This is a genomic window from Zobellella denitrificans (genome assembly GCF_002407485.1).
Taxonomy (GTDB): Bacteria; Pseudomonadota; Gammaproteobacteria; order Enterobacterales; family Aeromonadaceae; genus Oceanimonas; species Oceanimonas denitrificans.
The window spans coordinates 3,027,950-3,042,447 of sequence record NZ_CP012621.1 but is presented as its reverse complement, the minus strand read 5'-3'; the positions used below and the strand labels follow the sequence as shown (position 1 = coordinate 3,042,447).

14 protein-coding genes are annotated in these 14,498 nt (G+C 63.1%); 6 read left to right on the top strand and 8 right to left on the bottom strand.

The window, feature by feature from the left end:
* The first annotated feature begins 190 nt into the window (after nt 1–190).
* From AN401_RS14360 to rlmM, 4 genes are read left to right on the top strand one after another with little or no spacing between them, the layout of a single operon-like run.
* The gene (locus AN401_RS14360; RefSeq protein ID WP_094039681.1) at nt 191–1,102 is read left to right on the top strand and encodes a transcriptional regulator GcvA; all 912 of its coding nucleotides are present in this window, start codon (nt 191–193) and stop codon (nt 1,100–1,102) included.
* Nucleotides 1,099–1,713: an alpha/beta family hydrolase gene (locus tag AN401_RS14355; protein WP_096779729.1), complete on the top strand. Its 615-nt coding sequence runs from the start codon at nt 1,099–1,101 to the stop codon at nt 1,711–1,713. Before AN401_RS14360 ends, AN401_RS14355 begins: the two co-directional genes overlap by 4 nt.
* A complete protein-coding gene (locus AN401_RS14350) occupies nt 1,703–2,089 on the top strand; it encodes a DUF423 domain-containing protein (protein ID WP_094039683.1) in 387 nt (128 codons plus the stop codon). The genes AN401_RS14355 and AN401_RS14350 overlap by 11 nt, the downstream gene beginning before the upstream one ends.
* Complete coding sequence (rlmM, locus tag AN401_RS14345) at nt 2,086–3,177, top strand: 23S rRNA (cytidine(2498)-2'-O)-methyltransferase RlmM (RefSeq protein ID WP_096779728.1); 1,092 nt, start codon at nt 2,086–2,088, stop codon at nt 3,175–3,177. The genes AN401_RS14350 and rlmM overlap by 4 nt, the downstream gene beginning before the upstream one ends.
* On the opposite strand, the gene AN401_RS14340 is transcribed toward rlmM, so the two are convergent.
* The 7 genes from AN401_RS14340 to queF form a co-directional block, all read right to left on the bottom strand.
* Nucleotides 3,154–3,543 carry a hypothetical protein gene (locus tag AN401_RS14340; protein WP_094039685.1) on the bottom strand — a complete coding sequence of 130 codons (390 nt, stop codon included), beginning with the start codon at nt 3,541–3,543 and terminating at the stop codon, nt 3,154–3,156. The genes rlmM and AN401_RS14340 overlap by 24 nt on opposite strands.
* 97 nt (nt 3,544–3,640) lie before the next feature.
* Complete coding sequence (locus tag AN401_RS14335) at nt 3,641–4,648, bottom strand: isocitrate dehydrogenase (RefSeq protein ID WP_094039686.1); 1,008 nt, start codon at nt 4,646–4,648, stop codon at nt 3,641–3,643.
* A gap of 80 nt (nt 4,649–4,728) precedes the next feature.
* Entirely contained in the window at nt 4,729–5,511 is a 783-nt protein-coding gene (xni, locus tag AN401_RS14330; protein WP_094039687.1) for a flap endonuclease Xni, read from the bottom strand.
* Nucleotides 5,512–5,523: 12 nt separating this feature from the next.
* Nucleotides 5,524–6,879, bottom strand: a complete 1,356-nt coding sequence (gene ppnN, locus AN401_RS14325) for a nucleotide 5'-monophosphate nucleosidase PpnN (protein ID WP_096779727.1) — start codon at nt 6,877–6,879, stop codon at nt 5,524–5,526.
* A 29-nt stretch (nt 6,880–6,908) separates the two neighbouring features.
* Complete coding sequence (locus AN401_RS14320) at nt 6,909–8,387, bottom strand: GGDEF domain-containing protein (protein ID WP_232513323.1); 1,479 nt, start codon at nt 8,385–8,387, stop codon at nt 6,909–6,911.
* A 75-nt stretch (nt 8,388–8,462) separates the two neighbouring features.
* Nucleotides 8,463–10,613 (bottom strand): tetratricopeptide repeat protein, encoded by a 2,151-nt coding sequence (locus tag AN401_RS14315; protein WP_232513322.1) that lies wholly within the window; start codon nt 10,611–10,613, stop codon nt 8,463–8,465.
* A gap of 210 nt (nt 10,614–10,823) precedes the next feature.
* Entirely contained in the window at nt 10,824–11,675 is an 852-nt protein-coding gene (gene queF / locus AN401_RS14310; RefSeq protein WP_096779726.1) for an NADPH-dependent 7-cyano-7-deazaguanine reductase QueF, read from the bottom strand.
* A 54-nt stretch (nt 11,676–11,729) separates the two neighbouring features.
* On the opposite strand from queF, the gene AN401_RS14305 reads away from it, so the two are divergent.
* Nucleotides 11,730–12,260, top strand: a complete 531-nt coding sequence (locus AN401_RS14305; protein WP_096779725.1) for a SecY-interacting protein Syd — start codon at nt 11,730–11,732, stop codon at nt 12,258–12,260.
* A 139-nt stretch (nt 12,261–12,399) separates the two neighbouring features.
* Here AN401_RS14305 and AN401_RS14300 read toward each other — a convergent pair whose 3' ends face one another.
* The gene (locus tag AN401_RS14300; protein ID WP_096779724.1) at nt 12,400–13,521 is read right to left on the bottom strand and encodes a carbohydrate porin; all 1,122 of its coding nucleotides are present in this window, start codon (nt 13,519–13,521) and stop codon (nt 12,400–12,402) included.
* A gap of 669 nt (nt 13,522–14,190) precedes the next feature.
* Between AN401_RS14300 and AN401_RS19845 the strand changes: the two genes are divergently transcribed.
* Nucleotides 14,191–14,328, top strand: coding sequence for an FCD domain-containing protein (locus tag AN401_RS19845; RefSeq protein ID WP_157772282.1), 138 nt, complete (start codon nt 14,191–14,193; stop codon nt 14,326–14,328).
* Nucleotides 14,329–14,498: the final 170 nt, after the last annotated feature.

Here is a 14,498-nt window from a genome sequence, read left to right as displayed (position 1 = left end):
AGTCTTTCGGCTTATATCGAAGTGAGAAGAGAACCCGCCCAGTGTAGCAGAGGCGCGGGCATGAAATGAATATCCTGGCGGGGCAGGGCGGTCGCCCGCAACTATTCCGTGGCTTTGTGGTGGCGGTGCTGGCTTGTCGTGCGGCGCCCACCTATAATCCCCGCCATTAGAAAACCTTATCGAGGTATCGATGTCCCGGCGACTACCCCCGCTCAACGCGCTCAAGGCGTTCGAAGCCGCCGCCCGCAACCTGAGCTTTACCCGGGCGGCGGAAGAGCTGTTTGTGACCCAGGCGGCGATCAGCCACCAGATCAAGGGGCTGGAGGAGTACCTGGGCATTAAATTATTTCGGCGGCGCAACCGCTCCCTGCTGCTGACCGAGGAAGGGCAGAGCTACTTCCTGGAGATCAAGGACATCTTTTCCGCCATTTCCGACGCCACCGAGCGGCTGCTGGCGCGCAGCGCCAAGGGCGCGCTCACCGTCAGCCTGCAGCCCAGCTTCGCCATCCAGTGGCTGGTGCCCCGGCTGGTACGCTTCAGCGAGGTGCATCCGGACATAGACGTGCGCATCAAGGCGGTGGACCTGGACGAGGGCTCGCTCACCGACGACGTGGACGTGGCCATCTATTACGGCAAGGGCAACTGGCCGGGGCTGCGGGCCGACAAGCTGCATGCGGAATACCTGATCCCGGTGTGCTCGCCCATGCTGCTGATGGGCACCAAGCCCCTGCGCACGCCGGAGGATCTGACCCGCCATACGCTGCTGCACGATACCTCGCGGCGGGACTGGAAGGCCTGGTTCAAGCAGCTCGATATCCAGGCGGCCAACGTCAACCAGGGGCCCATCTTCAGCCACTCCTCCATGGTGATCCAGGCCGCCATCCACGGCCAGGGGGTGGCCCTGGGGCACAGCGTGCTGACCCAGCCGGAGATCGACGCCGGCCGCCTGGTCTGTCCCTTTGAGCAGGTGCTGATGTCCAAGAACGCCTATTACCTGGTGTGCCACGAGTCTCAGGCGGCACTCGGCAAGATCGCGGCCTTCCGCGAATGGATGCTGGCGCTGGTGACCAAGGAAGAAAAACAGAAGGCCCTGAACGGATGAGCAAGGTGCTGAAAAACGGATCCGATGATGCCGGCCACCGGGTGCTGCTGGCCCACGGCGCCGGCGCCGGCATGACGCACGAGGTGCTGGAGACCCTGGCCAGCGGCCTGGGTGACGAGCAGATCCAGGTGATCCGCTTCGAGTTTCCCTACATGCAGAAAACCCGGGACGACGGGCGCCGCCGACCGCCGGACAGGGAGCCGGTGCTGCTGGCCTGCTGGCGGGAGCTGGCGGCGGAATTCGCCCATCCCCGGCTGTTCCTGGCGGGCAAGTCGATGGGCGGGCGCATGGCCTCGCTGGTGGCCGACGAGCTTTCGCCCCGGGGACTGATCCTGCTGGGCTTTCCCTTCCATCCACCGGGCAAGCCGGAACGCTTTCGCGGCCAGCACCTGGCCAGCATCGCGACCCCGACCCTGCTGGTGCAGGGGGAGCGGGACAGCTTCGGCAACCGGGCGGCGGTGGCCGGTTACGATCTGGCCGAGGGCGTGGAGACGCTCTGGATCAAGGACGGCGATCACGGCTTCAGCCCGCGCAAGTCCTCGGGCACCAGCCTGGAACATAACCTGGCGACGATAGTGGCCGGGATGAGGAGCTTTGTCCTTGCTCGTTAAACTCTGGTTCTATCTGGCGGCCGGGTTCGGCCTGAGTGCCACCGCCCTCGGCGCCTATGGCGCCCACGGGCTGGCGGCGAGCGGCGTCGCCGGTCATCTGGTCTCGGCCTTCAACACCGGGGTGCAGTACCAGTTCCATCACGCCCTGGCGCTGCTGCTGGTGACCCTGGCGCTGCGCGGGCGGCCGCTGTGGCAACTGCACCTGGCCGCCGCTTTCTTTGCCCTGGGCATCTTGCTGTTCAGTGGCAGTATCTATGCCTTGGTGCTGTTTGGCACCAAGGGTATCGCTTGGCTGACGCCCCTGGGGGGCGTCGGTTTCATGGCTGGCTGGCTGAGTCTGTTGCTGGCCGGTCGTGCCTGGTTGAGGTCTGAATGAAACAGTTATTGATCTATTGCCGTCCCGGATTCGAGAAGGAAGCGGCGGCGGAAATTCAGGACAGGGCGGCGGCCATGGGTTGCCCCGGCTTTGCCCGCGCCAAGGACGACAGCGGCTTTGTGGTGTACGAATGCTTCCAGCCGGAAGACGGCGATCTGCTGGCGCGCAAGCTGCCGTTCCGGGAGCTGATCTTCGCCCGCCAGATGCTGGTGGTCTGGGCCGAACTCCAGGATCTGTCCCTGGAGGACCGGATAAGCCCCATAGTGGCGGCGGCCGAGGGCATGCCCCTGTGTGGCGATATCCGGGTGGAAACCCCGGACACCAACGAGGGCAAGGAGCTGTCCCGCTTCTGCCGCAAGTTCACGGTGCCGGTGCGCCAGGCACTGCGCGGCAAGGGCGTGCTGACCCGGGCAGAGGCCCGCAACAGGCCGACCCTGCACCTGTTTTTTACCGCCAACAACCGGCTGATGCTGGGCTACTCCTATTCCTACAACCACTCGCCCTTCCACATGGGCATCCCCCGGCTGCGCTTTCCCGCCGACGCGCCCAGCCGCTCCAGCCTCAAGCTGGAGGAGGCCTTCCATGTGTTTATCCCGCGGGAGGAATGGGAGACCCGGCTCACCTCCGGCCTGCGGGCGGTGGATCTGGGCGCCGCGCCCGGCGGCTGGACCTACCAGCTGGTGGCCCGGGGCATGATGGTGGCGGCGGTGGACAACGGCCCCATGGCCCAGAGCCTGATGGACACCGGCCAGGTCAAGCACTACCGGGAAGACGGCTTCAAGTGGCGGCCGGTGCGCAAGAACATCTACTGGCTGGTGTGCGACATGGTGGAAAAGCCGGCCCGGGTGGTGGCGCTGATGGCGGACTGGCTGGTGAGCGAAGACTGCCAGGAGGCCATCTTCAACCTCAAGTTGCCGATGAAGAAGCGTTACGCCGAGGCGGTGTACAACCTGCAGCAACTACAAGAGAAGCTCGACCAACTGGGTGGCTTCCAGGTGCAGGCCAAGCAGCTCTACCACGACCGGGAAGAGATCACGGTGCATGTGTTCCAGCCGCGCAAGGTGTCAAAACTTGTACCTAAGGTCTAGGCTGGATTCGTCGTCGGTGATTTTCAGGTCCACCTCCAGGCGGTTGCGGGGATCCCTGGGCCTGATACTGAGCTTGACCCCGTCGCCCCTGAGCCTGAGCGAGGTCTTGTAGCCGTCGCCTTCCAGGTTAAGGTTGGGTCTGTAGTCCTTTATCGACAGGCTCACCGAGCTTTCCGGGGTCAGCTGCAGCCGGGGGTAGGCGGCCAGACGGGCATTGCCGTCTTCATTTTCCCGCAGTTCCAGATCCAGGCCGTAGCGCTTGGGGGTGTCGCTGATCAGTTGTTGGGGGTCTATGCTAAAGCGCAGCTCCTGGGCCTGCGTCTGCAGGGGCAGGAGCAGAAAAATAAGCACCAGTCGACTGTCCATGATCGTCGCCTCGTTCTTCCGTTATAGCTAACTATAGCAGCGGGGCGGGGGCGAGCAGGCAGGAAAGAGAAAGGGGGCCCGAAGCCCCCTTTTTACCTTACAGGTTGGCGATGATCGCCTGGGTAAACTCGGTGGTGCTGGCGGTGCCGCCCAGATCCCGGGTGACCGTCTTGCCTTCGGCGATGGTCTTGCGCACCGCCTCGCGGATCTGGCGGGCCTTGTCTTGCATCCCCAGGTGCTCCAGCATCTGGATGGAGGCCAGGATCACCGAACAGGGGTTGGCGATGTTCTGGCCGGCGATGTCCGGCGCCGAGCCGTGCACCGCCTCGAAAATCGCCACGTCCTTGCCGATGTTGGCACCGGGGGCCATGCCCAGCCCGCCCACCAGGCCGGCGCACAGATCCGAGAGGATGTCGCCGAACAGGTTGGTGGTGACGATGACGTCGAAGCGCTCGGGATACATCACCAGGTTCATGCAGGCGGCATCCACTATCATCTCGTTGGTTTCGATGTCCGGGTAGCGCTTGGCCACTTCCCGGGCCACGTCCAGGAACAGGCCGGAGGTGGATTTGAGGATGTTGGCCTTGTGCACTATGGTCACTTTTTTGCGGCCTTCGTTGCGGGCCAGCTCATAGGCGAACACCACGATGCGCTCGGCGCCTTCGCGGGTGATGATGCTCATCGCCTCGGCGCTGGCGTTGTCGTCGGAGCGCTTCTGGCCGGCGCCCGAGTACATGCCTTCGGTGTTTTCACGGATGGTGATGATGTCGATGTTCTCGAACCGGCTCTTGGTGCCTTCGAAGGACACCACCGGACGGACGTTGGCGTACAGGTTGAACAGCTTGCGCAGCGAGACGTTGATGGAGGTGAAGCCGCCGCCCACCGGGGTGGTCAGGGGGCCTTTCAGGGTAATCTTGTTCTTGGCGATGAGGTCGAGGGTGGCTTGGGGGAGAAGTTCGCCGTGTTTTTCCAGGGCCATCAGGCCGGCGTCGGCGTAGTCGTAGTGAAAGTCACAACCAGCGTGATCCAGGATCTGCAGGGCGGCATCGATAATGCTGGGGCCTATGCCGTCACCCGGGATCACGGTAATACTGCGTTTACTCATGGGCAGTTTTTCCGTTATCAGTTACAGAGGTAGGGGAAGTTGTTTTGCGCGGCATTTATAACATTTTTGGCGCATTTTGCCTATGGCCCTTTAGTTGAAGGCCGGTACCGCAGATCCTTGAGGTTGAAGCCGAGCTCGATATCATCCACCAGCCTCACCAGCTGCCTGGCCAGCAGGGCGTCGTGTTTGTGCTGCTGTACGGTTTTTTGTTCTTTGCTGACCGGCTCGGCGGCCAGCAGGCTGTCGAGGTTGCCGAATTGTTGCAACAGGGCCTTGGCCCGCTTGGGGCCGATGCCCGGCACCCCCTTGATCTGGCTGCCGGAGACGCCGGTCAGGGCCCAGTAATCCACCAGCTGTGCCGGTTGCAGGCCATAGTGTTGCTGCACATAAGCCGTGTCCAGCCAGCGCTGGTTGAAATGATCCCACAGCCGGGTATGGGGGCCGAGCAACTGGCAGAAGCCCTGGTCGGTGGAGACGATGGTGGCCGCCAGGCCATGCCGGGACAGGGTACGGGACAGGGTGGCGACCAGATCGTCAGCCTCGTCCGTATCCGACAGCAGGGCGTCGATGCCCAGCTGCCACAACCCCTGCTGCAGCCGGTCGAGGTGGCCGGCCAGGGCCTCGGGCATGGGCGCCCGGCCGGCCTTGTAGCCGGGATGGAGCCGGTGGCGGAACCCTTGCGGGGCGCCGTCGAACACCGCCACCACATGGCTGGGCGCAAAGCGTTCGAGCAGGCGGCCGGCGGCGTGGTTCAGGGCCGCCTCGGTGGCCACCAGGGCCGCGGCCGTGTCCTGCTGCCGGTTTTCCTGTACCGCGTAGAGCCGGCGGATCAGGTTGAGGGCGTCGAGGATCAGTAGCTGCATGCCGCTCCCGGCTCAGCGGTGGATGCGGTAGCAGGGAACGTAGGCCGAGCCGGGCAGCTTCATCCGCTGCTGTTCCACGAACTGCTGCAGCAGCTTGTCCATCATCTTCATCAGCTTGGGATCGCCGTTGATCAGGAAGGGTCCCTTCTTCTCGATGGCGCGGATGCCGCCTTCCTTGACGTTGCCCGCCACTATGCCGGAGAAGGCCCGGCGCAGGTTGGCCGCCAGTTGCTGGGGCGCCTGCTCCCAGTGCAGGTTGAGGTTGGCCATGCTGTCGTGATCCGGGACGAAGGGCAGCTGGAACTCCGGCTCTATCTTCAGCGACCAGTTGAAGGAGTAGGCATCGCCCACCGACTTGCGGTAATCCCGCACCAGCGGCATGGCGTTCTTGACCCGGCGGGCCACCTCCGCCGGATCGTCGATGATGATCTGGTACAGGGACTGGGCCTCGGATCCCAAGGTATTGCCGATAAACTCGTCCACGCTGCGGAAGTAGTTGGCGCTTTCCTTGGGCCCGGTGAGGATGATGGGCAGCGGCTGGTGGCGGTTTTCCGGGTGCATCATGATGCCGAGCAGGTACAGGATCTCCTCGGCGGTGCCGACGCCGCCGGGGAAGATGATGATGCCGTGGCCCAGGCGCACGAAGGCTTCCAGGCGCTTCTCGATGTCCGGCAGTATCACCAGCTCGTTGACGATGGGATTGGGCGGCTCGGCGGCGATGATCGAGGGTTCGGTCAGGCCGATGTAGCGGCTGCCGGATACCCGCTGCTTGGCGTGGCCCACGGCGGCACCCTTCATCGGCCCCTCCATGGCGCCCGGGCCGCAGCCGGTACAGATGTTGAGTTCCCGCAGTCCCAGCTCGTTGCCGACCTCGCGGGTGTACTGGTATTCCACCGGGTTGATGGAGTGGCCGCCCCAGCAGACCACCATGCTGGGATCCACCCCCGGGTGCACGGCGCGGGCGTTGCGCAGTATGGAGAACACCAGATCGGTGATGTGCAGCGACGAGGTCAGGTTGAACTGCTTGACGCTCTGCAACTGGCTGTTGACGTAGATGATGTCCCGCAGCACCGAGAACAGGTGCTCCTGGATGCCGCGGATGATTTCGCCGTCGACAAAGGCGTGCTCCGGTGGGTTGAACAGCTCCAGCTTGACCCCGCGTTCACGACGTATCACGTTGATGTCAAAGGACTTGTATCGTTCCAGTATTTCCTTGGAGCTGTCGGTCTTGCTGCCGGAGTTGAGCACCGCCAGGGCGCAGTTGCGAAACAGCTGGTAGAGATCGCCGGAGGCGGACTGCTTGAGGCGGTCGACCTCGATTTGGGACAGCAGGTTCATGCTGCCGACCGGATTGATATGGGTGATCATGGTCACTCCCGTGCATAAGGTTGTTGGTGTCAGGCCATGACGGTTTGGTCGCGTCCCGCGTGCTTGGCACGGTACAGGGCCTGATCGGCGCGCTCCAGGGCTGAAGTGGTGCTGTCCCCGGTTCGGAACAGGGTGGCACCGATGGAAGCGGTGATGGTAACGCGCTCATCTTTAAAGCGAAACGGAATATTTCTTATTTGCTCGCGCAGTTTTTCCAGGGGGGTATTCAGCTTGTCCGGATTGACATTGGGCAGCAGCAGCACAAACTCCTCGCCGCCGAAGCGGGCGACGAAGTCGCTGTCCCGCAGGCTCTTCTGGATGGTGCGGGCGATCAGGCGCAGCGCCTTGTCTCCCGCCAGGTGTCCGTACCTGTCGTTGATGTCCTTGAAGTAATCGATGTCCAGCAGGGCGATGCACAGCGGCTCCTGGTAGCGCAGCCAGCGGCGGTATTCCACCTCCAGGCGTTCTTCCATGGCGGCCCTGTTGTAGATCTGGGTCAGGCTGTCGATAAACAGCTTCTCGCTCTGGACGCTGAGCCGCTGTTTGAAGTCTTCCGTCTCCTGCTTGAGCTCCTGGATCTGCAGCTCCATGGCGTTCATCCGGTTCAGCAGCGACTGTTCCCGCTCCTGCAGCCGCTCGTGCTGCACCAGCACGTGGGTGATGCTGCGCAGGCGCAGTTCTATCTCTTCCTTCAGCTGTTCGTTGTCCTGGCTGACCAGGTGCTCGCCGATGGCCCTGAGTTCGCCGGCGATATGATGGCCGTGGTGGGTACGGGCATCGAACAGGGCCTGCCCCTCGCTCAGGGAGATGGCGAAGTTGTGGTGCATTTCCCCCAGGTTGGTATTGAGCCTGGCGAGGAAGAGGGTCGAGTTCTGGCGTTCCTGCCGGCAGCCTTCTATGGTGAGCTCGATCAGGCGCAGGCACAGCGGGGGGAGGGCGAGGCCGTCCCGCTGTTGCAGCAGCTGGCTCTGGATCTTGGCGAGTTCGGCGCCGACGTCGCCGGAAAAGTGCAGCTCGTCGATCAGTTGCTGCAGCCGGGAGCAGAGTTCGTGCTGGTGGGCCCGGCTGCGCTGTTCCTGCTCGAGACAGAGCCGGAGGGACTCCTGGTAGCAGTCCAGCAGTTGCCAGAGCAGGCCCTGATGGGCGCCGCCGTCGAGGCGGGCGAGTTCGGCCAGCAACGCCCTGGCCCGGGCGGGGGTGAAGGGCGACTGCTGCAGCGCCTGCGCCACCTGCTGCAACTTCTGGCCATTGAACTGTTGCAGCCGGTGCAACTGCCCCTGCTGGTGGCGCAAGCGGCCAAGCAGGTGCTCAAAATCCGCCAGCAGCCTGGTCAGGTCGCTCGCCGAAGGCGAGGGGGGCGTGGACCTGGGCTGGCCGACAAACAGCTTTTGCCAGATGCCGTTGTTCTGTTCATGGCTCGCCTGTTGGGCATGATGGAGCGTCGCCAGGTTTTCCTGCCGTTGCAGATCGGCAAGCACATCACCCAGCTTGTCAATAACCGATGTCAATTCCTTTAACATCTGCTTATCGTTGAGATTGTCCATTGTTTACCCTTACAGCCTAGCGCAGGCGGGCCTTTGACATTATATCGGGGCTGCCGGCTCGGGAGCCAGGGCATGCCAGTCAATCTGTTGTTTCTTATGGGAACTGTTGACCTTGACCAGTCCTTTCAGGATAGCCTGTATGCAACAGTGGCGTATTTCGCCGTTAAAAAATGCCGCCTGCTGGCAGTCGACCGCCAGCAGTTCCACCCAGGCCTGCTCGCCGGTGCGCTCCGCCAGCTGGAGGGCGGCGGCCATGGCCAGATACAGGATATCGCCCAGCCGCATATCGTCCAGGGCGTGCGGGGCTTTGGGCAGGAACGGGTGTCCGATGATACCGATGGCCAGACGTCGATCAAGCTCAAATTGGCAGGGAAATTCCGTAAACATCCGTTCAAGACTCGATAGAGTCTGGTTCAGGTCGACCACCTGGCGCTGGGAGATGACATAGATGAACTGGCCTTCCCGCAGATCGTAGATCCGGGCCTTGGGATGGATGCGTCCCTGCAGATAATCGCCCAGTTTCTTCTGGATGGCGGCCGCATGCTCCAGGCCGACCCGCTCGCTCAGGTCGACCATGAAGGGGACATGGAGCAGGAAGTAGTAAATCTTGTCGTTGAAGGGCTGAGCTTCGGCTTCGTTCAGATACCATTGTTCGGAGCGCTGCTGGCGCTTGGCCATCTCCTGGGGCAGCCGCTGCATCAACTGGCGCCAATTGGGCAGGTTGGTTCTCGGCTCGAGCAGCAGGAGCCGGTTCAGTTCCTTGTTGTCGTGCTGCAGCCGGCGGCTGCGGATATGGTTGCGGATCATGCCGTAGAGCAGCAGGGGGGCGATCAGGCTCAGGCTGGCCGCCAGCAGCGCGAAGCGTTGCCGGTCCTGCTGCAGATCCTCGCCCTGCCGGCGCAGTTCGGTCAGCTCCCGTTCCTGCTGCAACTGCAGATCGTTGCCCTGCACCAGGCTCTGGGTCAGCAGCCGGTTGAGCCGGCTGGCCCGTTCGAAATAGGCGTGGAAGGCCTTGTGGTGCACCAGGGCCTGGCTCATGTTGCCGCTGCTCTCGAACAACTGCGCCAGTTGGTGATGAATTTCGATGAGCCGGGGCACGTCATCCCGCTGCTCGGCCAGCTGTTTGGCCCGCTCCAGCTGCAACAGGGCCAGGCCGGTTTCCTGCTGGGCCAGATGCAGCCGGCCCAGTTGCAGCAGGGTATCTATCTGGCGGGGAATGTCCTGGCTGCGTTCGAAGGCGGAACGGGCCAGGCCCAGGTAATGGCGGGCCTCGTCGAAGGATTGCAGCAGCAGGTAGGCATGGCCGATTTCCAGGTGCAGCCGGGCCATCAGCTCGGCATCGCCCTGGAGTTTGACCAGGTCGAGGGCGTTGAAGAAATACACCAGGGCCAGGTTGGCATCGTTGCCGGCACGGGTGACCCGGCCCAGGTTGAGCAGGGAGCCGATCAACAGGGGCGGGTTGCCCAGCAGCTCGAACTCGGTGGTGGCCAGGCTGGCATACTGGACCGCCTTGTCGGCCTCCCCCAGGGCGGCGTACAGGCTGGCCGCCTTGTCCGCCGCCATCGCCTTGAGGTAGTACTGGCGGCGCTTGCTCAGCAGATCCAGGGTTTCCACGTAATGGGCCAGGGCCAGTTCGCCCTGCTGCAGCCATTGATAATATTCGCCCAACAGGTAGTTGGCCCAGGCCTGCTGCAGGGCGTCTCCCTGTTGCAGGGCCTGCCGGCGGATCTGTTCGAAGGCCTGGCGGGCTTCGTCGAAACGGTGCAGGTGAAGCAGGGTGCCGGCCTGCAGCAGTTGCAGGGCGTCGTACAGCGGGGCGGCGGCCTCGGGCCCGAGCAGGGCGGCGGCTTCGTCCAGCTGTGCCTGGGCCTGCTCGGGCTGCTGCCGGGCCAGGGACAGCTTGGCCTTGAGCAGCAGACCGGTGGCCTGCTGTTCGGGCTGGTGATGGCGCCTGGCCAGTTCGATGGCCTGGTTGATGCTGGCATCGGCGGGCAGCAGCAGCCCTTCGTTGGCCTGGCACAGGGCCTGGATCTGCCAGGCGGCCAGGCTCTGCTCCCGGGTGCGGTAGAGCCGGGCCAGTTCCTGATGGTCGAAGTCCTGGCGCGAGTTGATCATCTGCGCCGGATCGACTTCCTTGCGTTGCAGAAAGTAGTTGGTGAGCGCCACGCATTCGTTGGGCCGGCTCAGCATAAGCTGTCGCGCCCGAAGCAACTCGTTGGGCTCGGGTTGGTATGGCGACAGCGGCGGCGCACCCGCCAGATGCGATACCAGGACGGCGACAGAAAAGATCACGATAAAGAGTACCGAAACAACACGGATAACAAGGCAGTTTACGGAGCCGGCCGGAGGGAGTCCAGCCCGGGGCGCGATCCGGGCGGCATCGGACTGCCGCCCGGGGGCTTACTGGCGCAGCAGGCGGACATTGGCGGCCTTGCCGGCCACGTTGCTGCGGTAGGGGTTGATGTCCAGGCCGCCGCGACGGGTGTAGCGGGCGTAGACCGTCAGTTCCTTGGGCCGGCAGTGGTGCATCAGATCCATGAAGATGCGCTCCACGCACTGTTCGTGGAACTCGTTGTGCTGGCGGAAGGACACCAGATAGCGCAGCAGCGCCTCCCGGCGGATGCGGGGACCCTGATAGCGGATCATCACGCTGCCCCAGTCCGGCTGGCCGGTCACCAGGCAGTTGGACTTGAGCAGGTGGGAATGCAGGGTTTCCTGCACTTCTTCCTCCTCGATGGCGTCGGCGAGCAGGGATTCGTCGGGTTGGTAGCGGTCTATTTCGACGTCGAGATCGTCGATGCAGTCGCCGGGCAGCACCCCGAACTGGGCCGGTGCGGCGGCCAGCTCGTACAGCCGGACCTTGACCTGGCCCTGGGCACAGAGGGACAGATCCCGGGTGAGGAGGTCGGCGACTTCTTCCAGGCTGTCGAAGCGGCTCTGGTTGAAGCTGTTCAGGTAGAGCTTGAACGACTTGGACTCGATCAGGTTGGTGCTGGTGGCCGGTATGTGCACCTCGCCCATGGCCACCACCGGCTTGCCCTTGTTGTTGAGCCAGGACAGTTCGTACAGGTTCCACAGATCCTCGCCGCCGAAGGGCAGGGCGCCGGCCTCTAGGCCGAGATCGTCCCGGTTCAGGCTGCGGGGCACGGGCTGCAGCTGGGCGGGATCGTATTCACACACATAGCTGCTTTGCTTGCCGAGGGGGAGGGCGTCCAGCGCCTGGCTGTTCTGGTACTTCTGCTCGGGTGTCATTTCGGGTTCCGGTTGATAAGATGCGGCTTTCTGGCCTTATTGTGGGACTTTGGCATGCAAGATCAAGTGGTGGTGGCCCTGGCTGCCTTGTTCGAGCGGGTGCGGCGGCACGGCGGCCTCCCCCTGGTGGAGCATGATCCCGCCTATCCGTCGCCGGCGGAGCTGCCGCCGGCCATCGATGGTCGGGTAGCCTGGCGCCCCTGGGAGCGCCACGAGCCGGGCGGCTTCGATAACCTGGCCACCGCCCTGGCAATGCCGGTGCATCCCGCCCTCGACGCCTTTTTCGGTCATTATTTCGCCGGCAACCTGCCGGTGTGTTTCAAGGGGCTCTTCCTCACCCTGCTGCAGCCCTGGAACCAGGACGACTTCGAGCGGCTGCAGCAGAACCAGATAGGCCATCAGTTGATGCTGAGAAAGCTGGGCCTGCCGGCCAGCTGGTTTCTGGCCAGCTGCCGGGACGAGCAACGCCTGGTGACCCTGGACAACGACAGCGGCGAGGTACTGCTGGAGCGCCTGGGCAAGGGCCGCATCGGGGTGTTGGCGCCCAGCCTGGCCGTGTTTTTGCGGAGGGTGGAGCCTTGTTGAGGGCTGGTGCAAGGTCTCAGCGAAGCTGGTCTGTAACAACTGAGCGAAGAATTGTTATCCGTGACTGGTGGTGGTGTTTGGGTGGCATGGCCCCAGGATATGTTGCTCAGAAAAGCAGGGGTTGCCCCCTGCTTTTGGCTTAGAAGAGGTATTTGAAACGCACCCGGGCGCCGTAGCGGTCGGTGGCGACGGTGGACTCTTCCACATCAAAGTCGGACCAGTAGGCGCCGAGCAGGATGTTGAAGTTGTCCAGATCCAGCACGTTGTCGAACCGGTAGGAGGTATAGACGGTGTTGCTCTTCTGGGTACCTTCGAGGTACTCGTAGCCGGCGGCGGCCTCGTCTATCTTGTTGCGACCGTAGATATAGCCCAGGCCGAACTTGTCGAACAGCACGTTGGCGCCCAGGGTCAGGTTCTCTTCGTTCAGGGCATCCAGATAGGCGGCGTTGAGGTTGGCCTTGATCAGACCGGACTGCCAGCCGAAGGTGGTGCCGTAACCGGTGCGGCGGGCCACCTTGCGGCCTTCGGCGTCGAGGATGGCGTCTTCCACCAGGTTGTGCTCGGCGCCCAGCGCCCAGCTGAAGTCGCCGGCCTGCCAGCGCAGCGCCGGCCGCACCACGATGGAGTCCTTCTCCTTGGTCAGTTCATGGCCGTGGTAACGGCGGGCGCCGTCGACCTCGGTGAACAGGTCGCTGCGATCGCCGAACAGGGTAGCCAGCTCCAGGTAAACATCGCCCAACTGGCGGCTGACCATGACGTGACCGGCGTCGCCGGCCCGACCGCGGGCTTCCTTGGCCATGTACAGGTAGGCGGAGCCGTCGGTGTAGAGGCCGGAGGAGGTGTCGCCGGAGTGTTCCACGAACACGTCCTGGCCCAGGGGGAACAAGTCCAGCGCCTCGAAGCGGCCGATCTTCATCTCGCCCACGTCGCTGCGGCCGAAGGCGAACCAGGCGTCGTCCGAGCCCACACCGCCGCTGCTGCCCAGGGTGGGCTGGGCCTTGATCCTGGCATAGGCGCCGGAGTCGGCGACCCGCTCCCCGGAGATGTCGATCAGCAGCCGGCCGGTCTGATCCCAGCGGTCGTTGCGACCGTCGTTCAGATACAGGTTGCTGTCTTCCTGCTTGTTGGCGGCGTTGATGTCGAACTCCACATCGCCGCCCAGACTCAGGCGGCCCTTGTTGCCTTCCCAACTGATTTCTGCCATGGCGGAGGTCGTGGTCCCTGCGACCAGCAGTCCTACCAGCAGATGTTTCCTTGTCATTACTTATCTCCTTTACTCTCAGGTTGCGATGATCCGAGCCGCCGTTGTTGCCGCCGATTACCGGCGGTAACCGTCAGGCCCGACAGTAGGCGAAAGCGGGTCTTCCGGGGCCGGAAAGCAGGCGGCAACAGCCGCGGATCAGGTTGAATCCGTCGATGTCGTTACATCGGGAGTGGAGCCCGGCGGCCAGGGGAGTTCCCGCCGGGGCATCCGATACTGGTGCTCGTGCCCTTATATGAAGGGCTGGGCGGCGCTGGTCGGGTCGTTATCCTTGTCCGGCGAGCGCGTTGTGGTGGTGAACGGCGCGAGGCGACGGCGGTGAGCCGTGCCGATAAGGCTGATTCTGCTGAGCATCACTTTTTCATCCATTAACAAAGTGGGTGTCTGCGGTGCCGGCCGGAGCTGGCGCCCGGGGTTCGGCAACGGCAGGGCCTGGACGTATCCGTGTCCTTGTCGGTGGCCCTGTTGTATGCAGTGCGGTATGGCATTAACATACCATTTACTTTTCATTGTGGAATATTTATTTTGTTGGCTTTGATCACGAAATTGTCATTTTATGCCGAATTTCCCTGATCGGTAGATTTGTGAGAGAAGGTTTTTTTGGATGAATTTTTTCATATTTTTATTTTTTATACTAAAAATTTGATTGATGAGGCGCCTGGATGCGAGATGTCTTCGCTCGGGAGTTACGGAATCGTGGATGCCATCGAGCGGCGTGACGCGGCGGCGGCGGAGCAGGCCGCCCGCAACCATATCCGGGAAGCCTACAAGGTACGGCTTGGGGAGTTGTTCGAGCGGGAGGTGTAAGGGGATTACCGGGACGTCATGGTGAGGCGGGTCAGGCCGGCACCGGCTTAAACCCCCCTTGTCAAAGAGCCAGCCTCCGGGCTGGCTTTTGCAGACTGCTGACAAAGCTTCGGACTTACCTGAACAGGCAACGCTAGTTCCAAAACAGACGGACAAAGGGAACGACTCCG